This window comes from Paraburkholderia sp. J10-1 (assembly GCF_905220165.1).
In the GTDB taxonomy this organism is placed as follows: domain Bacteria; phylum Pseudomonadota; class Gammaproteobacteria; order Burkholderiales; family Burkholderiaceae; genus Paraburkholderia.
In genome coordinates this window covers 1-19,747 of the sequence record NZ_CAJMYW010000010.1, presented here as the reverse complement: position 1 = coordinate 19,747, position 19,747 = coordinate 1, and the positions used below count along the sequence as shown (strand labels likewise).

Genomic DNA, 19,747 nt, shown 5'->3' with positions numbered 1-19,747 from the left:
TCTTTCAAGATTGTGTGTAGGCGTCAATTTGAGCGAGGGTCACGGCGTTCAGGTCTTCTAGGCGGATAGCTGCCCTGTGCCAGGTGACGATGCTATCTATCGTGTGACGCAAGTCCCACCGCGGCCGCCAACCCAGACGCGCGCGCGCCTTGGAGCAATCGAGCTTAAGAAAAGTCGCTTCGTGGGGGTGATCCCTGCCATCCAGTTCCCAGCGAGCGTTGTCGCCCCATCGTGACGTGAGTTCCTGCACGAGCATCTGTACCGGTTGGGCGTCTGCATCGTTCGGTCCGAAATTCCATGCTTCGGAGTACTCGGGGCCCTCGTGATAGAGCTTCTCCGCCAACAGGAGATACCCGCTTAGTGGTTCAAGCACGTGTTGCCACGGCCGGATTGCGTGCGGGTTGCGAACCTTGACCGTTTGCCCTTGGGCAATGGCGCGAATAGTGTCCGGAACGATACGATCCGCCGCCCAGTCGCCGCCGCCAATGACATTGCCTGCACGTGCGCTGGCGATTGCTACGCCGTGTCTGGCATAGGCAGACGGGTTGAAGAACGATTTCCGATAGGCGGACGTCGCGAGTTCAGCGCAGGCCTTGCTGTTACTGTACGGATCGTAGCCACCCAGCGATTCGTTCTCGCGATAACCCCATTCCCACTCACGATTTTCGTAGCACTTGTCGGTCGTGACGATCACGACCGATCGCGCGCCTGGGACATGCCTGAGAGCATCCAGCAGGTAGACAGTGCCAAGCACGTTTGTTTCATAGGTCTCAACCGGATGTACGTACGATTTTTGTACAAGCGACTGCGCTGCCATATGAATAACGATTTCTGGACTTGCAGCCTTGACTGCCTTGAGCAACTTATCGCGGTTGCGGATATCGCCGATGACAGACTCGATGCCATCGCCGGCGCGAGCGAGCGAGAAAAGGTTGGGGCTGGACTCGGGCGCAAGCGAGTAACCGGTGACCTCGGCGCCAAGTGCACGAAGCCACAATGTCAGCCAACTGCCCTTAAAGCCGGTATGTCCTGTCAAAAAGACTTTCTTGCCGTGCCAGAACGAAGCGTTCATCACCAAACCTTCCAGGGAGCGTTACCAGTCTGCCAGAGCTCTTCGAGATATGTCTTGTCGCGCAATGTGTCCATGGGCTGCCAGAATCCATCGTGCTCGTACGCTGAGAGCTGCCCGTCTTTTGCGAGGATTTCAAGCGGCTCCCGCTCCCACACGCAGTCATCGTCTGGGATGAGATCGATGACCTTTGGAGACAATACAAAAAAGCCTCCATTGATCATGCCGCCATCACCTTTCGGTTTCTCCCTGAAGGAGCTGACTTTGTTGTCGCGGATATCGAGTGCGCCAAAACGACCCGGCGGGTAGGTTGCGGTGAGCGTCGCGAGCGTTCCTGTCTGGGTGTGATACTCGACAAGCGAAGAGATATCGATATCACCCACGCCGTCTCCATATGTGAAGCAGAACGCGTCTTCGTCTTTCACAAACTCTCTCACGCGGCGTAACCGACCGCCCGTCATCGTCGCCTCCCCGGTATCTACTAGAGTCACTCTCCATGGTTCGGCGTACTGTTGATGCACCTGCATTTCATTGCTGCGCATGTCGAACGTCACATCAGACATATGCAGAAAATAATTTGCGAAGTATTCCTTAATTACGTAGCCTTTGTAGCCGCAACAAATCACGAATTCGTTGACGCCATGCGCTGAGTAGATCTTCATGATGTGCCACAGAATTGGCTTTCCGCCGACTTCAATCATCGGTTTGGGACGATTGACCGTATCTTCAGAGATTCGGGTTCCAAGCCCGCCAGCGAGAATTACGGCTTTCATTTGGATCCTTTGCGGCATCGACGGCTTACGCGAGAAGCATCGTCTGATCGGTGGCATGCAACGCCGGTCATTAAGTTTATGAGATGGCTGCGGTTCGAGCGATCCGTTGTATCAGACACCGACGTGAAAGTCGGTTGCCGGCTCGCGCCTGGACTAGTTTATTTGACGGCTGACCTGTGACTGGATTGACCGGTTGAACATTATAAGATAGCGGCCTGCGCTTGGCGATGGGGAGGCTGACGGCGCGCTTCGCGTTACCTGCGTCGGAGCGATCGACCGACCTTCCCAAGGGGCGTGTTGGCGAAACGCTCGGCTTACCCAATTGCGGCGCCGCAGTCCGTGCCGTGCCTTCTAATTCCCGGAAGCGATCATCTGCGTCGACCGTATAGTGTCACCGCCAATGCTCGAAAGCAGCGGCGGAACGACAACGGTTGGGCCGCCTCGGGTTGTCGACAGATCTGGCCCGTTAGCACAAAGGATGGACGCGCTGACATCGCGCGGCACCGCGAGGCGAGGCCGGCGGGGCGGGGAGCGCCGAACCGAGTGCCTGTGTTTGGAAACTGCAAGGCGGGAAATTCGGATCAATTATGCGTATTGGTAGCGGCCAGTTCGGGGTGCTCGGGGCGGCTCGCGTCCCAGGGCCCCGGCGAGATTGGGGATTTCCCCATGCCGTCCACGCCTGGGAGGTGCTGCATTGTCTTGTTCTCGCATCGGGATTGCGGGAAGCGGAGATTGGCGATTTGCGATTCGAAGCAGCGGTTTCCTCTGTCTACTGCTTTGTTTTAATTGAGAAATTATGCGAATCGCCTCGGTCGGTTGGCCTCCCGCCATTGGGTTTGGTTTGAAAAAGTGCCAGATTGAGTGCATTCCCGTAGGTCGATAGGCTCCGCCCCGCGTTCCGCCCCCCTTCTTGAATTTGTCACCACTCGTCCATATAATTAGCACTCACCGCATGAGAGTGCTAACAACGCTCGGTGCACAAACATCTCTGGCTGGCGGTTGCCGGCAGCCAGGTTTTCTTGAGTCTCTTCAAGTCCCAATCAACAGAGGAACATCCATGAACCTTCGTCCTTTGCATGATCGCGTGATCGTCAAGCGCCTGGATCAAGAAACCAAGACCGCTTCGGGCATCGTGATCCCGGACGCAGCGGCAGAAAAGCCGGATCAAGGCGAAGTCCTGGCCATCGGCCCGGGCAAGCGCGACGACAAGGGCGCCCTGATCGCGCTCGACGTGAAGGTCGGCGATCGCGTCCTGTTCGGCAAGTACGCTGGCCAGACCGTCAAGGTCGATGGCAACGAACTGCTCGTGATGCGCGAAGAAGACATCATGGCCGTGGTGAACAAGTAAGTTCATTCCACCGCTCACTATTCAAGAATTCAAGGAGTTAGAAGATGGCAGCTAAAGACGTCGTGTTCGGCGATTCCGCCCGTTCCAAGATGGTTGAAGGCGTGAACATTCTCGCCAACGCAGTGAAGGTCACGCTGGGTCCGAAGGGCCGCAACGTGGTGCTCGAGCGCTCGTTCGGCGGCCCGACGGTCACCAAGGACGGTGTCTCGGTCGCAAAGGAAATCGAGCTCAAGGACAAGCTCCAGAACATGGGCGCGCAAATGGTCAAGGAAGTCGCTTCCAAGACCAGCGACAATGCCGGTGACGGCACGACGACGGCTACGGTTCTGGCCCAGTCGATCGTCCGCGAAGGCATGAAGTACGTCGCATCGGGCATGAACCCGATGGACCTGAAGCGCGGCATCGACAAGGCCGTCGCAGCAGCAATCGAAGAGCTGCGCAAGGTCAGCAAGCCCTGCACGACCAACAAGGAAATCGCTCAAGTCGGCTCGATCTCGGCCAACAGCGACACGTCGATCGGCGACCGTATCGCTGAAGCGATGGACAAGGTTGGCAAGGAAGGCGTCATCACCGTCGAAGACGGCAAGTCGCTGCAAGACGAGCTGGAAGTCGTCGAAGGTATGCAGTTCGACCGCGGCTACCTCTCGCCGTACTTCATCAACAACCCGGACAAGCAAGTCGCCGTGCTGGAAAGCCCGTTCGTCCTGCTGTTCGACAAGAAGATCTCGAACATCCGTGATCTGCTGCCGGTTCTGGAACAAGTCGCGAAGGCTGGCCGTCCGCTCTTGATCATCGCTGAAGACGTCGAAGGCGAAGCGCTCGCAACGCTGGTCGTCAACAACATCCGCGGCATCCTGAAGACCGTTGCCGTCAAGGCTCCGGGCTTCGGCGACCGTCGCAAGGCCATGCTGGAAGACATCGCGATCCTGACCGGCGGTCAAGTCATCGCGGAAGAAACCGGCCTCACGCTCGAAAAGGCAACGCTGAACGAACTCGGTCAAGCGAAGCGCATCGAAGTGGGCAAGGAAAACACGACGATCATCGACGGCGCTGGCGAAGCCGTGAACATCGAAGCGCGCGTGAAGCAAATCCGCACGCAAATCGAAGAAGCGACGTCGGACTACGACCGTGAAAAGCTGCAAGAGCGCGTTGCCAAGCTGGCAGGCGGCGTGGCAGTGATCAAGGTCGGCGCTGCGACCGAAGTCGAAATGAAGGAAAAGAAGGCACGCGTGGAAGACGCGCTGCACGCAACCCGCGCTGCCGTTGAAGAAGGCATCGTCCCGGGCGGCGGCGTTGCGCTGATCCGTGCACGTACGGCAATCGCCAACGTGAAGGGCGCCAACGCAGACCAGGACGCTGGTATCAAGATCGTCCTGCGCGCGATGGAAGAGCCGCTGCGCCAGATCGTCACGAACGGCGGCGAAGAAGCGTCGGTGGTCGTGGCAGCGGTTGCCGCTGGTTCGGGCAACTACGGCTACAACGCAGCGACCGGCGAATACGTCGACATGGTTGAAGCCGGCGTGGTCGACCCGACGAAGGTCACGCGCACCGCGCTGCAAAACGCAGCTTCGGTTGCTGGCCTGCTCCTGACGACGGACGCAGCTGTTGCTGAAGTGCCGAAGGAAGATGCTCCGATGGCTGGCGGCATGCCCGGCGGCATGGGTGGCATGGGCATGGACATGTAATTACGGCTTGCGCCGAAATTACATCGAAGTGCGGGGGACACGCCGCGAGGTGTGTTTCCCCAGCCCAGAAAGAAAAAACCCGCAGCGATGCGGGTTTTTTTCGTCTGTGCGGTTTGCGCGTGGTTCACGCGCCGCCGCGCCGCGAGCGTTATTGCTTCGCTTCGCCGGGCGAGGCTTCGTCCGCGTCCGAGTCGTTGCTGCGCGCCCAGAAGAAGCGGTCGGGCAGCCACGCCCCCATGCCCGGCCTGAACGCACTCTGCACGGCCTGATACACATATTCCTGCGCCTCGCGCACGGCCTCGGGCGGCTCCTGGCCGTTCGCGAGCAGTGCGGCAATGGCGGCGCCGAGCGTGTCGGTCACGCCCATCATCGGCTGCGTGGAGCGGTCCCACAGATCCTGGCGCAGCTGGCCGTCTTCGCAATACAGCGTGTTGACCACGCGATGCGTGCCCGTTTCCATCGCCAGAATGTACTCGCAGCCCGTGGCGAGCAGGTGCGCGATAGCCGCGTCGACGCTGGGCGCTTCCGCGTCGCCGTCCGGCTGCGCGAGCGCGATGAGCGTTGCGGAATCGGCAACAAGCAGCGTGGTCTGCGGCACGAGCAGGTCGGCCATGGCTTCGCGCAGTTCGTCGGCGGCGAGCACGTGTTCGTCGTCGAGCGTGAAGTCGGGGGCGAGGATCAGCGGCACGTCGTCGTAGTCGGCGACCACTTCCGCGATCGCGCTCACGACTTCGGCGCGCGCGCCAGCGCCCACCTTGAACGCCGCGATGGGCATGTCTTCGAGCAGCATGCGCGCCTGGGTGGCGACGGTTTCCGGATCGAGGCCGGTCACTTCGTCGCAGCCCGCGGAGTCGCGCACCGTGTAGCCGGTCAACGCGGTGACGCCGTGGCAACCCATGCTGGCGAGCGTGAGCAGGTCAGCCTGGAGTCCGCCGCCGCCTGTCGGGTCGGAAAGGCCGAAGGTGAGGACGATGGGAGGGGTGTCGCTGGGCATGAACGTGGCGAGATGGATTGGACTTCGGGCACGGTGTACCGCGCCGTCATAAGAGAATGCTTCAATTATGCGGCTTATCGTTGAATCCGGGGGACGGATGACCCCGGCGCGCGCGAGGATTTTTTCGCGCTGCACGAACCGCGCGCGGCGACGCATTCGGTTTGATCCCGTGCAGGCCAGATTTCCTCTTGCTAGGCATGGAAACGGCAACAAGGTACCATCATGGCTCTCGTTTCCCCGATTTTTTTTCCGACTGGTTTCGGACTTTTCGACGCGGCATAAGAATGGAATATAGAAGCTGGATGTGCCTGATCTGCGGCTGGATTTACGACGAAGAAGCCGGTTTGCCAGACGAAGGCATTGCCCCCGGCACGCGCTGGGAGGATGTCCCGATCAACTGGACCTGCCCTGAGTGCGGCGCGCGCAAGGAAGACTTCGAGATGGTCCAGATCTGAGGCCACGCTCGCGGCGGCGTGCGGTTTTCGCGCGCTTCTGACGTGTTTCTCACGCGTTTCGCAGATATAGCGGGCGAGGGCCGGTGCGCGGTCTGGCTGCAGATTCCAGGAGTGTGGCGGGTGTCGAGTGCGGTGCGGCTCGCGATGTCGCGACGGCTGGCACCGTATTTGCGCTTGCCGCCGCGGTTGTCGATACTTGTGTCGATGCTTTGGTCGAGATCGCCCGCCTGGTTGGCCCGCTAACGTTTTCGGCGCTGCCCTATGAGTCATCCTCCAAGCTCTGATGTGCGGTTCGAAGCGTTGCCGAATCCGCGCGGCGGCACGGTGCCGTTCGCGCACGGCGCGCTCGCGCAGGCGCTCGCCGCGCTCGAAGCGCAGCGTGACGTTGCCCGGCCGTTGCGCCAGGCTGCCCGCACGCTGCACGACGCCGGCTGGCTCGCCGCCGCGCGCTTTGCCGACACGCTGCTCCTCGCTTCCCCGCTCGCGCTTGCCGCGCCGGTGCCCGTAGCGCCGCCGCCGGGCCTGCCCGCGCGGCCGCTCCATGCGCCCGAGGAAGCGAAGGACGCTGAAATGCGTGCCTTGTTCAGCGAGGCGCTGCACGATCTCGTCGCTGCGCTCGAGCGCCGCAATCTGCGCGAGCTGGCGTGCTCGCCCGCGCTTTTCGCGCGGCAGCACGCGCTCGTGGCCGCGCTCGCGGAGCACATGCCGGGTGTCGCGCTCGCCTACGAGGACATCGCACTGCTCGGCCGGCCGCTCGCGCCCGCTTCGCTGCATCCGCAGCCGGCGCAGCGCTTCGGCCAGGTACGCGCGCGCTTCGAGCAGGCGCTCCTGCTTGCGCTGAAGTCGCAGCCCGGCAACGGCAGCCGCGCGGCCGATGCGCTCGCGCTCGCTGCGTTCGACGAAATGGACGCCTGCATGGCCGAGCTCTCGAGCGCCGATCCGTACGACTTCTGGCGTCTTGCTGCCGCGTGTGCACGCGCGCTGCGGCGGGGCGTGGCGTCGTGGGGAGAGGAAGGTGTGCGGCGTCTTTACGCGCGCTGCAATCTGCTGATCGGCGAGCACGCGCACGGTCTGCGCTTCGCGCCACAAACGCTCGTGCGCTCCACGCTCGCGTTGCTGTGGCGCGATTACGCGCTCTTCGGGGCCGCCGCGGAAGACACCGCCGACGTCGATCTGCTGCATGACTACGGCTTGACCGTCGAGTGGCACATTGCCGGCACGCAGGCCTCGGAGGCGCTGTGGGAGGCCGGCAGCGTGCAGGCCGGCGCGCTCGCGGCGCGCGTGGCGTCCACGCGCGAGCTGGGCGCGCTGGTCGTGAACGGCAACGCGTATGAAGATTTTCTGCAGACCGCCGATGCGGCGATGATCGCGCTCGGCACGCACTCGCGCACGCTGACGTTGCGCGGCGCAGGCGCGAGCCCGGAGCCCGCAGACGCGCTAGTGGCCGCCGAAGCGGCGTATCGCATTGGCGCCGCCGCCTGGGCGCTCGGGCTTGGCCATATTGGCCAGCTCGCGGACGCGCTGGGCCTCGCCTGGCGGCGCACTGCGCATGCGGCGACGCTTGCGACGCTCGAAGCGCGGGGCGCACCGTCGATTCAGCCGCCCGGCGCCGAGGCGATCGAGCATGCCAGCGAGGCGCTGCGCGCCATGCTGCACAAGGTCGCGGCGGGTATCGCGCAGCCCGACGCCACGCCCGCGGTGCGTGCGCTTGGCGTGGCAATCGTCAACGGCGCGGCGCAAAAAGCGGTGCAAAATATTGCGCACTGACTCCGCCGGGCCTGAGGATTCGCGGCGCTGGCCGTGCCTTGCAGAGGTCAGGCATCGGCCTTGCGCCATCGGCCGATTGCCTTGCGAGGGCACAGCGCGCGCGTGTTAGAGTGAGCCATTACCTGCAATGCGCAACGCGCCGCGGCTGGCAAGGTGTGAGGCCACCATCGGGCGCCCGACCTCCGGCCTGGCAGCGCGCCGCCATTGCGCATCGTCTTTGCTAGAATTCAAACCATGTCCAAGAGTAACGATCGCATCAATCTAACCAACCAGTTCCTGATCGCCATGCCGAACATGGCGGACCCCACGTTTTCAGGAACGGTGGTCTACCTTTGCGATCATTCGGAGCGCGGCGCGCTCGGTCTCGTCATCAATCGGCCCACCGACATCGATCTCGAGGCGCTCTTTTCCCGCATCGACCTCAAGCTCGAAATCGAGCCGCTCCTGCATGTGCCCGTTTATTTCGGCGGCCCGGTGCAGACCGAGCGCGGCTTCGTGCTGCACGCGAGAGCCGAGGGCACGAGCTACACGTCGTCGATGTCGGTGCCGGGCGGCCTTGAAATGACCACGTCGAAGGACGTGCTCGAAGCCGTTGCGAACGGCAGCGGCCCCGAACGCTTCCTCCTCACGCTCGGCCACGCCGGCTGGGGCGCCGGCCAACTCGAGGACGAAATCTCGAAGAACGGCTGGCTCACGGTCGAAGCCGACCCGAAGATCGTATTCGACGTCCCCGCCGAAGAGCGCTTCGAAGCGGCGCTCGCGCTGCTCGGCATTTCCTCGTCGATGCTCTCGGGCGAGGCGGGTCACGCATGAGCGTGGCCGCTGGGCGAGGGGCCGGCGAGGCCACCTTGCTTGCGTTCGACTATGGCGAAAAGCGCATCGGCGTTGCGCTCGGCAACGCGCTCACGCGCAGCGCCCGGGCGCTCACCGTCATTCCCAACAAGAGCCGCGATTACCGCTTCGAAGCGATAGGCGAACTGCTGCGCGAATGGCAGCCCGATCTGCTCGTGGTCGGCCTGCCGTGCCATCCGGACGGCACGCCGCACATCATGACACAGCACGCGAAGCGCTTTGGCAACCAGCTGGGCGGCCGCTTCGGCCTGCGGGTGGTGTGGGTGGACGAGCGCTATTCGTCCGTCGACGCCGAAGCGCGGCTGCGCGAGCGCGGCGAACGCGTCGAGCATGTCGACGCGGAAGCTGCCTCCGTGATTCTCCAGCAGTACCTCGACGAACTCCCGCTCTAACTAGCCTGCGAGTTGCCCGATGATCATTCCCGACGCTGAAGCGCTGTATTGCGCCCTTCTCGACGAGATTCGCGCGGCGTATCCCGCCGATGCGTTCGGCGCGCCCGGCGGCCTGGCGATCGTCGGCATTCATAGCGGCGGCGCGTGGATCGCCGAGCGGCTTGCCCATGACGTCGGCGCGCTCGAATGGGGCGTGCTCAACGTTGCGCTGCACCGCGACGACTATGCGAAGAAGGGCTTGCACAGCAAGGCGAGCCCGACGGCGCTGCCGTTCGCGGTGGAAGGCCGCCACATCCTGCTCGTCGACGACGTGCTGTTCACTGGCCGCACCGTGCGCGCCGCGCTCAACGAACTGTACGACTACGGTCGGCCGGCTTCCGTCGAACTCGCGGTGCTCGCCGAACGTGGCGGGCGTGAATTGCCGGTGTCCGCGCGCTTCACCGGCGGTACGGTGAGCGTCGGTGCGCGCGAGACGCTTGTGCTCGCACACAGCGCCGACGGTCTCTTCGCGTTTCACGTCGAGCCGGGCAGCGGCGCCTGAGGCGCGCATCGAACACATTCGGCGGCAGCGGCGGCACACGCACAGGCGCGCACGCCGGCTACGCGCCGCCCATCACATCCAGGATTCACGCGATGAACACACAGCCCACGTCCACAGTGGACGACAAGCGTTTCCGCTATGGCTTTCTCAAGGGCAATCCGCAGCTCACGAAGCATGGCGAGCTCAAGCATCTGCTGTCGATCGAGGGCCTGTCGCGCGCAATTCTCACGCACGTTCTCGACACCGCCACGCAGTTCGTGAGCGTGACCGACCGCGACGTGGAGAAGGTGCCACTGTTGCGCGGCAAGTCCGTATTCAACCTGTTCTTCGAGAACTCCACGCGCACGCGCACCACATTCGAAATCGCGGCCAAGCGTTTGTCGGCCGACGTGCTGAACCTGAACATCAACGCTTCATCGACGAGCAAGGGCGAGTCGCTGCTCGATACCATCGGCAACCTTTCGGCGATGCACGCCGACATGTTCGTCGTGCGCCACGCTTCGAGCGGCGCGCCGTACCTGATCGCCGAACATTGCGCGCCGCACGTGCACGTGATCAACGCTGGCGACGGTCGCCACGCGCACCCGACGCAAGGCCTGCTCGACATGTACACGATCCGCCACTACAAGCGCGATTTCACGAATCTGCGTGTGGCGATCGTGGGCGACATCCTGCATTCGCGCGTGGCGCGCTCGGACATTCACGCGCTGACCACGCTCGGCGTGCCCGAGGTGCGCGCCATCGGCCCGCGTACGCTGCTGCCGGGCGGGCTCGAACAGATGGGCGTGCGCGTGTTTCATAACCTCGACGAAGGCCTGAAGGACGTCGACGTCATCATCATGCTGCGCCTGCAGAACGAGCGCATGAGCGGCGCACTGCTGCCTTCTGCGCAGGAGTACTTCAAGAGCTGGGGCTTGACGCCCGAGCGCCTCGCGCTCGCCGCACCCGACGCGATCGTCATGCACCCGGGGCCGATGAATCGCGGCGTGGAAATCGACTCGCAGGTCGCCGACGGCCCGCAGTCGGTGATCCTCGACCAGGTGAGCTTTGGCATTGCGGTGCGCATGGCGGTGATGGGCATCGTCGCCGGTAACAACGATTGAAGCGGCGAGAACAATAAGGGCAGCACATGAAGATCCATATTCAAGGCGGCGCGCTGATCGATCCGGTGGCAGGCACCGAACAGCGGCAGGACGTGTACATCGAAGCGGGCAGGATCGCCGCGCTTGGTGCGGCGCCCGCGGGCTTTCAGGCGGACAGAACGATCGATGCGCGCGGCCTCGTCGTCGCGCCCGGCCTCGTCGATCTGAGCGCGCGCCTGCGCGAGCCGGGTTACGAACACAAGGCCACGCTCGACTCGGAGATGAACGCGGCGCTCGCGGGTGGCGTGACGAGCCTCGTGTGCCCACCGGATACCGACCCCGTGCTCGACGAGGCAGGCCTCGTCGAGATGCTCAAGCACCGTGCTGGCAAGCTCGCGCGCGCGCATGTGCATCCGCTCGGCGCGCTCACCGTGGGACTGAAAGGGCAGGTGATCACCGAGATGGTGTCGCTGACCGAGGCGGGCTGCATTGGCTTCACGCAGGCCGATGCGCCGATTGCCGATACCCAGGTGCTGCTGCGCGCGCTGCAGTATGCGAGCACCTATGGCTACGCCGTGTGGCTGCGGCCTCAGGATACGTATCTCTCGAAGGGTGGCGTGGCCGCGAGCGGCGCGGTGGCCTCACGCCTGGGCCTCTCCGGCGTGCCGGTTAGCGCGGAGACGATCGCGCTGCATACGCTCTTCGAACTGATGCGCGTGACGGGCGCGCGCGTGCATGTGCAGCATCTTTCGTCGGCGGCGGGCGTGGCGCTCGTGCGCGCCGCGAAAGCCGAGGGCTTGCCCGTGACGTGCGACGTGACGGTCAACCACCTGCATCTTATCGACATGGATATCGGCTATTTCGACGCGCAGGTCCGGCTCGATCCGCCGCTGCGCCAGCAGCGCGATCGCGAGGCGATTCGCGCGGGTCTCGCCGACGGCACGATCGACGCGATCTGCTCGCAGCACACGCCCGTGGACGACGACGAAAAGCTGTTGCCTTTCGCCGAAGCGACGCCGGGCGCGACGGGCCTCGAGCTGTTCCTCTCGCTCACCGTGAAATGGGCGCAGGAAGCGCGTGTGCCGCTTGCGATGGCGCTCGGCCATGTGACGTCGGCGCCGGCTGCCGTGATGCAACGCGACGCGGGACGGCTTGCCGTGGGCGCGAGCGCGGATGTCTGCGTGTTCGATCCCCATGCGCACTGGCGTGTCGAGCCGCGCGCGCTCAGGAGCCAGGGCCACAACACGCCGTTCCTCGGCTACGAACTGCCCGCAGTGGTGCGCGCGACGCTCGTGGAGGGCCGTGTGGGCTTCGAGCGCGCATGACAGATTTATGTCATGTGTGTCTGCTAGGATCACGCGATTCAGCCATTCGTAGACCATGAGCCTCTTCATTCGCAAGACCCGCCTGCTCGCGCATCTGCTGCGCGGCGCTTTGACTGTCGCGATCCGCTTTCCGCGTGCGAGCGCCGATCAGCGCCACGCCATGAACCGGGCATGGTCCCTCAAGATGCTCGAGCTGTGCGGCTTGAAGCTGGTCGTGCACAACGACGCGGCGCGGCTCGACGCGGGCGCGCTTGTCGTGAGCAACCACATTTCGTGGATCGACATCTACGTGATCAACGCGTGGCGTCCGACGCCGTTTGTCTCGAAGGCTGAGATCCGTCATTGGCCGCTCATTGGCTGGTTCGCGCATAACCTCGACACCGTATTCATCGAGCGCGAGAAGCGCAGCGACGCGAAGCGCATCATGCACGAACTGGCCGAGCGTCTTACGCGCGGCGAGCTGATGTGCGTGTTTCCTGAAGGCACGACAACGGATGGTCTTGCGCTCAAGCCGTTTCACTCGAACATGTTCCAGGCGGCGGTGTCGGCTGGGCGGCCAGTGCAGCCGCTTTGTATTCTGTATGAGGATGCGCAGGGGCGGCAGTCGGTGGCGCCGGCGTATATCGACGATCTCTCGCTGAAAGACTCGCTCGACGCGATGCTCAAGGCTGGGCCGCTGACCGCTCATGTTTATGTCGGTGAGGCGATCGAAGCGGGGGATGACCGACGCAAGCTGGCGGCGCGTGCGCAGGAGGCGGTGGGGCAGGCGTTGGAGACGATGCGGGGTGAGCCGGCGCATGTGTCAGCAGCCGGGGCCATTCAGGTATCGTGACACTCCAGCGCGTCATCGAAAGCAAAACAATCAAAGCAGGCAAGTGATCATGGATCGCACGGAACTCGGCGCGCGCATCTCGGAGCGCCTCGAAGCAGAACGCGCTCGATTGCGCGAACAATGGACGCAGACGGCGCCCGTCAATCACTTCCATATCGACGACGTACTGCCGGAGGACGTAGCGCGAGCGATTCGCGCAGCCTTCCCCGACACGTCGAAGATGATGCTGCGCAAAAGTTTGCGCGAACTCAAATACGTGTCGGCGCAAATGGACGCGCACGCGCCGCTGCTCGAAGAGATCATCTTCGCGTTCCAGATGCCGCGCGTGGTCGAGCTCGTCAAAGAGATCACCGGCCTGCGCTCGCTTTACCCGGACGAGCATCTCTACGCCGGCGGCATCTCGATGATGGGGCCGGGCCACTTCCTCAACCCGCATCTCGACAATTCGCACGACAAGGATCGCGAACGCTATCGCGTGCTGAACCTGCTCTATTACGTTTCGCCGGACTGGTCGCTAGAGAAGGGCGGCAACCTCGAAGTCTGGCCGCAGGGCACGAAAGCCGAGCCCACGACGATCGTGAGCCGCTTCAACCGCCTCGCCGTGATGGTGACGAACCAGCACTCGTGGCATTCGGTGTCGCAGAACGCGAGCGCGGAGCAGCGCTGCTGTGTGTCGAATTACTACTTTTCGGATCACCCGGTAGGGGACGCCGAATACTTTCACCCGACGTCATTTCGCGGGCGGCCCGACGAGCCGGTGCGTGATGTCGTGCTGCAGGCGGACGCCGCGGCGCGCGGACTCGTACGTCGCGTCTTTCCGAAAGGGGTGAAGAGCACCACGCACGTGTACAACAAAAAACGCTGAAAGCGCGCAGCGGCGAGACTCTCAGCCGCTTATCGCGCGGCAGCTCTCGCACGGCACCTGGGTGAGGATGCGCTGTGACGGATCGGCATCGAGGTGAATGGCCGAGAGCTGTTCGCCCCAAACGCAGCCCGAGTCGAGCCCGACCACGTTCTTGCGCAAGGTGAGGCCGAGCGCCGCCCAATGGCCGAACACCACTGTGATGTCGGCTGTTTTGCGTCCCGGCACATCGAACCACGGCATATAGCCCGGCGGCGCCGAGTCGAGACCGCCGCTAGTGGTGAAGTCCATCACGCCGTCGCGATTGCAAAAGCGCATGCGCGTGAGCGCGCTGCACGTCACGCGCAGCCGGTCGATACCCTTCAGGTCCTTCGACCAGCGGTTCGGCTCGTTGCCATAGAGGCCTGCGAGCGTTTCCTTCCAGTTGTCGCGCCGCAACGCTTTTTCGAGTTCGTGCGCGAGCTCCATCGTGAGATCGACGTCCCATTGCGGCAGCACGCCCGCGTGCACCATGAGCATGCCGTTCTCGTAGTGCGCGATCGGGCGGTGGCGTACCCAGTGCAACAGGTCTTTTGCGTCGGGCGCGTTCAGGATGCCGTCGATGGTGTCGCCCTTTTTCGACTTGCGGATGCCCGCCGACACCGAAAGCAGATGCAGGTCGTGATTGCCCAGCACGGCAACGCTGCGCTCGCCGAGCGCGATCACTTCGCGCAGCGTTTCGAGCGACTCGGGCCCGCGATTGATCAGGTCGCCCGCGAACCACAGCGGCGTGTGGGCAGAGGGCGCGGCCTTGGCGAGCAGTTCGCGAAACGGTGTGAGACAACCCTGGAGATCGCCGAAGGCGAGGGGGGCAGTGAACGGCGCTTGCTTGGTCATTAAATCGGGATCAAATGCGGGACGGCGCGGGACAAGGGGGTGACGGTATCACAGGAATAGTTTTGTCGCCTGATGTGAATAGCTGGTGACGCAAGTCATCGATACGACCAGACGATACACCCGGAAAGCGACCGACTCATCGCTTCCCGGCGAAAGGGACGCGCAATTAGCGGAGTGCATACCCCGGTTGGTGTCGAATCGGAATTTGTCAAGCTGTTTCAAGATGTTAGCGGTATGGTTTTCGCTCGGGCTGGCCTTATAATTGTCGGGCATAAAATCAGAGCCAGAGTATGCAAAGTGGTTAAAAGGCGGGCTTTCACTCGCCAAACGGCCATTTTTACAGCATTCTTTCGGGCACTCTGCGTCCGGGGGCGTCAGGCCAGAGTTGCTATCAAACAGAGCTATAAAGGATTTCCATGATTCTCGTGACGGGCGGTGCCGGCTTTATCGGTGCCAACTTTGTGCTTGACTGGCTGCGTCAATCGGATGAAGCCGTTCTGAACGTAGACAAGTTGACCTACGCGGGCAATCTTGGAACGTTGCAATCCCTGCAAGGCAATGCTAAGCATGTGTTCGCACGCGTGGACATCTGCGACCGTGCGGCGCTCGACGCGCTTTTTGCTGAGCACAAGCCGCGTGCAGTGCTGCATTTCGCCGCAGAAAGCCACGTCGACCGCTCGATTCACGGCCCCGCCGATTTTGTTCAGACGAATGTGGTCGGCACCTTTACGCTGCTCGAAGCGGCTCGTCAGTACTGGAGCGGTCTGCCCGAAGCCGAAAAGGCTGCATTCCGTTTCCTTCACGTGTCCACCGACGAGGTGTTCGGCTCGCTCTCCGCAACCGATCCGCAGTTCTCGGAAACCACGCCGTACGCGCCCAACAGCCCGTACTCGGCGACCAAGGCCGGCTCGGACCATCTCGTGCGTGCGTATCACCACACGTATGGCTTGCCTACGCTCACCACGAACTGCTCGAACAACTACGGCCCGTATCAGTTCCCCGAAAAGCTCATTCCGCTGATGATTGCCAATGCGCTCGCCGGCAAGCCGCTGCCTGTGTACGGCGACGGCCAGAACGTGCGCGACTGGCTGTACGTGGGCGACCATTGCAGCGCGATCCGCGAAGTACTCGCGCGCGGCAAGAGCGGCGAAACGTATAACGTCGGCGGCTGGAACGAGAAGAAGAATCTCGAAGTCGTGCATACGCTGTGCGACCTGCTCGACGAACTGCGCCCGAAGGCGGCAGGTTCGTACCGCGACCAGATCACCTATGTGACTGATCGGCCCGGCCATGACCGCCGTTACGCGATCGACGCCCGCAAGCTCGAGCGCGAACTCGGCTGGAAACCCGCCGAAACGTTCGAAACAGGTCTTGCGAAGACGGTGCGCTGGTATCTCGACAACCAGCCATGGGCTGACGAAGTCGCTTCGGGCGACTATCGCAAGTGGGTCGAAACGAACTACGCGCAGCGCGCGTAAGGGCGGCAGACATGGCGCGCAAAGGCATTATTCTCGCCGGCGGTTCCGGCACCCGGCTCTATCCGATCACCCATGCAGTCTCGAAGCAACTGCTGCCGGTGTACGACAAGCCGATGATCTACTACCCGCTGTCGACGCTGATGATCGCGGGTATCCGCGATGTGCTCATCATCTCGACGCCGCAGGACACGCCGCGTTTCGAGTCGATGCTCGGCGATGGCAGTCAGTGGGGTATGAACATCCAGTATGCAGTGCAGCCGTCGCCGGACGGTCTCGCGCAGGCGTTCATCATCGGCAAGGAGTTCGTCGGCAACGATCCGTCGGCGCTGATCCTTGGCGATAACATCTTCTACGGCCACGATCTCGCGAAGCAGCTCGAACGGGCCAATGCGCAGGAATCGGGCGCAACGGTGTTCGCGTACCACGTGCACGACCCGGAGCGCTATGGTGTGGTCGAGTTCGACAAGGGCTTTCGTGCGCTGTCGATCGAAGAAAAGCCCGCGCAGCCGCGCTCGAATTACGCGGTCACGGGCCTGTACTTCTACGACAACCGCGTGTGCGACATCGCGGCGGACATCAAGCCGTCGCCGCGTGGCGAGCTGGAGATTACCGACGTCAATTCGCGCTATCTGAGCGATGGCGCGCTCAATGTCGAGATCATGGGGCGCGGCTATGCGTGGCTCGACACCGGTACGCACGACTCGCTGATCGAAGCGGCGACGTTCATTGCGACGCTGCAAAAGCGTCAGGGGCTCGTGGTCGCATGCCCTGAGGAAATTGCCTACCGTCAGTCGTGGATCAACGCGGAGCAACTTCAGGCGCTTGCGAAGCCGCTCGCCAAGAACGGCTACGGGAAGTATCTGTTGAACATTCTCATGGATCAGGTCGCATGGCCATCACGGTAACTGCTACGGCACTCCCGGAAGTCAAGATCATCGAGCCGAAGGTGTTCGGCGATGCGCGCGGCTATTTTTACGAGAGCTTCAACGGTCGCGAGTTCGAAGAGCTTGTCGCGCCGGGTGTCGTGTTTGTGCAGGACAACCATTCGCGTTCGGCGAAGGGCGTTTTGCGCGGCTTGCATTATCAGATCCAGCATGCGCAGGGCAAACTCGTGCGCGTGGTGGAAGGCGAGGTGTTCGACGTGGCCGTCGATCTGCGCCGCGACTCGCCGAACTTTGGCAAGTGGGTGGGCGTGAGCCTCTCGGCCGGGAATCATCGTCAGCTGTGGGTGCCGCCGGGCTTTGCACACGGGTTTGTCGTGTTGTCGGAGTCCGCGCAGTTCCTCTACAAGACGACCGATTACTGGTTCCCCGAGCACGAGCGCAGCATCGTGTGGAACGATCCGGCGATCGGTATCGAATGGCCGATCGACTTCGAACCGTTGCTGGCGGCGAAGGACGCGGCGGGCAAGTGGCTCGCCGAAGCCGAAGTGTATGCGTGAGGTGGCGATGGACAAGCAAGCGACCATCCTCGTCACAGGAGTGAATGGCCAGGTCGGCTTCGAACTCCTGCGCAGTTTGCAGGGGCTAGGGCGCGTGGTGGGTTGCGACCGCGCTGCGCTCGACCTCGACGAACCCGATGCGATTCGCCGCGTTGTGCGTGAGGTCAGGCCGACGATCATCGTCAATCCCGCAGCCTACACGGCTGTGGACAAGGCCGAGAGCGACGTGGAGGGCGCGCTGCGCCTGAACGTGGAGGCCCCGCGTATTCTTGCCGAAGAAGCGAAGCAACTGGGCGCCGCACTAGTTCACTATTCGACCGATTACGTGTTCGACGGCACAAAGGACTCGCCTTATGTCGAAACCGATGCGGTGAATCCCCAGAACGTCTATGGCCGCACGAAGCTGGAAGGTGAGCAGGCGATCGCGGCGAGCGGCTGTGATCATCTGATCTTGCGCACGAGCTGGGTATATGGCACGCGCGGCAAGAATTTTTTGCTGACGATGTTGAAGCTTGGCGCGGAGCGTGAAGAGTTGAGCGTGGTGGCCGACCAGATCGGTGCGCCGACGTGGTCGCGAACGATTGCGACGACGACCGCGCACGTGCTCGCACAGGCCGCCAGGGTCGAGGATCGCGGTCAGTGGTGGGCGCAACAATCAGGCGTCTATCATCTGACGGCAGGCGGCGCGACTTCGTGGCATGGATTTGCCGAGGCGATCTTCGAATTGTCGTCTCTCGTGAAGCGTCCGGTCGTGAAGCCCATTCCGGCGTCGTCCTATCCGACGCCGGCGAAGCGCCCGGCAAATTCACGGATATCCAACGACAAGTTCGCTGCGGCGTTTGGGGTGCGGGCACCGGACTGGCGAGAGGCGTTGACGCTGTGCATGCAGTAAGGGCAGGGCGTATACGAAGCGCCTGTGCGGCGTATCCAATTTTCTCCAGAAGTCTATGTCCGTAATTGAAAGTTCAATGGTGAAAGCGAAGTCGGAGCCCACGCTGCCATCGGTTTCTCGTGATCGGCTGGCGGGGGCTTCCGTGCTGGTCGTCGGCGACGTGATGCTCGACCGTTACTGGTTCGGCGACGTCAACCGCATTTCGCCAGAGGCGCCTGTTCCTGTCGTGCGCGTGCAGCGCAGTGAGGAGCGTCTGGGCGGCGCGGCAAACGTTGCCTGCAATATTGCGGGATTGGGCGCCGACGCCGCGCTACTTTGCGTGGTGGGTGTGGACGAACCCGGTGAGCGGCTCATGACGCTACTCACCGAAAGCAACGTCAAGGCTTACGCTGAACGCGACCGTTCGATCTCGACGATCATCAAGCTGCGGGTCATTTCCCGGCAACAGCAGCTCTTGCGCGTCGATTTCGAGGAAACGCCCAACAAGGAGATTTTGCTCGCCAGCCTTGCACGTTTCGATGTGTTGGTCGAGCATGCGCGCATCATCCTGCTCTCTGACTACGCAAAGGGCGGCCTCACGCACGTTTCCAGCATGATCGCAACCGCGCGTCGGCTCGGTAAGCCAGTGCTGATCGATCCGAAGGGAGCGGACTGGCAACGGTATCGCGGTGCGAACCTGATCACCCCGAATCGTTCCGAACTCCGCGAGGTGATCGGGGCATGGTCGTCCGAATCCGATCTGACGTCCCGCGTTGCGCAATTGCGAAAATCGCTCGACATTGACGGCCTGCTTCTCACACGGTCCGAGGAGGGCATGACGCTCTTCACCGATCACGATCCGGTGCACGTCCCTACAGCGGCTCGCGAAGTTTTCGATGTGTCCGGTGCTGGCGACACCGTTATTGGCACCGTCGCGGCGATGTTGGGTGCAGGCTTGCCGCTGCTCGATGCTGTTGGCTATGCGAATCGTGCTGCGGGAATAGTCGTCGGCCGGCTCGGGACTTCGCCCATCTCTTACGAGGATTTGTTCGTCGAACGAGTCGCGGTCTGACCGCCTCATCATTGGACGACTCAAGAAATACT

Annotated in this window: 20 protein-coding genes; 16 read left to right on the top strand and 4 right to left on the bottom strand. The window is 62.8% G+C overall.

Features of this window, described 5'->3' with window-relative positions; genetic code table 11:
• Positions 1-4 precede the first annotated feature (4 nt).
• Together rfbG and rfbF are read right to left on the bottom strand one after the other, a co-directional pair.
• A complete protein-coding gene (rfbG, locus tag U5A65_RS27300) occupies positions 5-1,072 on the bottom strand; it encodes a CDP-glucose 4,6-dehydratase (RefSeq protein ID WP_415765702.1) in 1,068 nt (355 codons plus the stop codon).
• Entirely contained in the window at positions 1,072-1,842 is a 771-nt protein-coding gene (gene rfbF / locus U5A65_RS27295; RefSeq protein WP_321948490.1) for a glucose-1-phosphate cytidylyltransferase, read from the bottom strand. Before rfbF ends, rfbG begins: the two co-directional genes overlap by 1 nt.
• 1,057 nt (positions 1,843-2,899) lie before the next feature.
• Here rfbF and groES point away from each other — a divergent pair.
• Together groES and groL are read left to right on the top strand one after the other, a co-directional pair.
• Positions 2,900-3,190 carry a co-chaperone GroES gene (groES, locus tag U5A65_RS27290; RefSeq protein WP_028202123.1) on the top strand — a complete coding sequence of 97 codons (291 nt, stop codon included), beginning with the start codon at positions 2,900-2,902 and terminating at the stop codon, positions 3,188-3,190.
• 44 nt (positions 3,191-3,234) lie between these two features.
• A complete protein-coding gene (groL, locus tag U5A65_RS27285; protein ID WP_321912987.1) occupies positions 3,235-4,875 on the top strand; it encodes a chaperonin GroEL in 1,641 nt (546 codons plus the stop codon).
• 148 nt (positions 4,876-5,023) lie between these two features.
• Here groL and U5A65_RS27280 read toward each other — a convergent pair whose 3' ends face one another.
• Positions 5,024-5,869, bottom strand: coding sequence for a hydroxymethylpyrimidine/phosphomethylpyrimidine kinase (locus tag U5A65_RS27280; protein WP_321912986.1), 846 nt, complete (start codon positions 5,867-5,869; stop codon positions 5,024-5,026).
• A gap of 284 nt (positions 5,870-6,153) precedes the next feature.
• Between U5A65_RS27280 and U5A65_RS27275 the strand changes: the two genes are divergently transcribed.
• The 9 genes from U5A65_RS27275 to U5A65_RS27235 all read left to right on the top strand — a co-directional run bounded on the left by U5A65_RS27275 (position 6,154) and on the right by U5A65_RS27235 (position 13,980).
• Positions 6,154-6,324, top strand: coding sequence for a rubredoxin (locus U5A65_RS27275; protein WP_008342674.1), 171 nt, complete (start codon positions 6,154-6,156; stop codon positions 6,322-6,324).
• A gap of 261 nt (positions 6,325-6,585) precedes the next feature.
• Positions 6,586-8,091 (top strand): hypothetical protein, encoded by a 1,506-nt coding sequence (locus tag U5A65_RS27270; RefSeq protein WP_321948489.1) that lies wholly within the window; start codon positions 6,586-6,588, stop codon positions 8,089-8,091.
• Positions 8,092-8,325: 234 nt separating this feature from the next.
• A complete protein-coding gene (locus U5A65_RS27265) occupies positions 8,326-8,904 on the top strand; it encodes a YqgE/AlgH family protein (protein ID WP_158757151.1) in 579 nt (192 codons plus the stop codon).
• Positions 8,901-9,335 (top strand): Holliday junction resolvase RuvX, encoded by a 435-nt coding sequence (gene ruvX, locus U5A65_RS27260; protein WP_321948488.1) that lies wholly within the window; start codon positions 8,901-8,903, stop codon positions 9,333-9,335. Before U5A65_RS27265 ends, ruvX begins: the two co-directional genes overlap by 4 nt.
• Before the next feature lie 19 nt (positions 9,336-9,354).
• The gene (pyrR, locus tag U5A65_RS27255; RefSeq protein WP_321948487.1) at positions 9,355-9,876 is read left to right on the top strand and encodes a bifunctional pyr operon transcriptional regulator/uracil phosphoribosyltransferase PyrR; all 522 of its coding nucleotides are present in this window, start codon (positions 9,355-9,357) and stop codon (positions 9,874-9,876) included.
• A 92-nt stretch (positions 9,877-9,968) separates the two neighbouring features.
• Positions 9,969-10,979: an aspartate carbamoyltransferase catalytic subunit gene (locus tag U5A65_RS27250; RefSeq protein WP_321948486.1), complete on the top strand. Its 1,011-nt coding sequence runs from the start codon at positions 9,969-9,971 to the stop codon at positions 10,977-10,979.
• Between the two features lie 26 nt (positions 10,980-11,005).
• Positions 11,006-12,283 carry a dihydroorotase gene (locus U5A65_RS27245; protein WP_321948485.1) on the top strand — a complete coding sequence of 426 codons (1,278 nt, stop codon included), beginning with the start codon at positions 11,006-11,008 and terminating at the stop codon, positions 12,281-12,283.
• Positions 12,284-12,338: 55 nt separating this feature from the next.
• Entirely contained in the window at positions 12,339-13,115 is a 777-nt protein-coding gene (locus U5A65_RS27240; RefSeq protein ID WP_321948484.1) for a lysophospholipid acyltransferase family protein, read from the top strand.
• A 49-nt stretch (positions 13,116-13,164) separates the two neighbouring features.
• The gene (locus tag U5A65_RS27235) at positions 13,165-13,980 is read left to right on the top strand and encodes a 2OG-Fe(II) oxygenase (protein ID WP_321948483.1); all 816 of its coding nucleotides are present in this window, start codon (positions 13,165-13,167) and stop codon (positions 13,978-13,980) included.
• Positions 13,981-14,001: 21 nt separating this feature from the next.
• On the opposite strand, the gene U5A65_RS27230 is transcribed toward U5A65_RS27235, so the two are convergent.
• Positions 14,002-14,853 (bottom strand): symmetrical bis(5'-nucleosyl)-tetraphosphatase, encoded by an 852-nt coding sequence (locus U5A65_RS27230; RefSeq protein WP_321948482.1) that lies wholly within the window; start codon positions 14,851-14,853, stop codon positions 14,002-14,004.
• A gap of 416 nt (positions 14,854-15,269) precedes the next feature.
• Between U5A65_RS27230 and rfbB the strand changes: the two genes are divergently transcribed.
• The 5 genes from rfbB to rfaE1 all read left to right on the top strand — a co-directional run bounded on the left by rfbB (position 15,270) and on the right by rfaE1 (position 19,715).
• Entirely contained in the window at positions 15,270-16,331 is a 1,062-nt protein-coding gene (gene rfbB, locus U5A65_RS27225; RefSeq protein WP_321948481.1) for a dTDP-glucose 4,6-dehydratase, read from the top strand.
• 11 nt (positions 16,332-16,342) lie between these two features.
• Complete coding sequence (rfbA, locus tag U5A65_RS27220; RefSeq protein WP_321948480.1) at positions 16,343-17,236, top strand: glucose-1-phosphate thymidylyltransferase RfbA; 894 nt, start codon at positions 16,343-16,345, stop codon at positions 17,234-17,236.
• The gene (gene rfbC / locus U5A65_RS27215) at positions 17,221-17,772 is read left to right on the top strand and encodes a dTDP-4-dehydrorhamnose 3,5-epimerase (protein WP_321948479.1); all 552 of its coding nucleotides are present in this window, start codon (positions 17,221-17,223) and stop codon (positions 17,770-17,772) included. The genes rfbA and rfbC overlap by 16 nt, the downstream gene beginning before the upstream one ends.
• A complete protein-coding gene (rfbD, locus tag U5A65_RS27210) occupies positions 17,765-18,664 on the top strand; it encodes a dTDP-4-dehydrorhamnose reductase (RefSeq protein WP_321948478.1) in 900 nt (299 codons plus the stop codon). The genes rfbC and rfbD overlap by 8 nt, the downstream gene beginning before the upstream one ends.
• Positions 18,665-18,740: 76 nt before the next feature.
• A complete protein-coding gene (rfaE1, locus tag U5A65_RS27205) occupies positions 18,741-19,715 on the top strand; it encodes a D-glycero-beta-D-manno-heptose-7-phosphate kinase (RefSeq protein WP_321948477.1) in 975 nt (324 codons plus the stop codon).
• Positions 19,716-19,747: the final 32 nt, after the last annotated feature.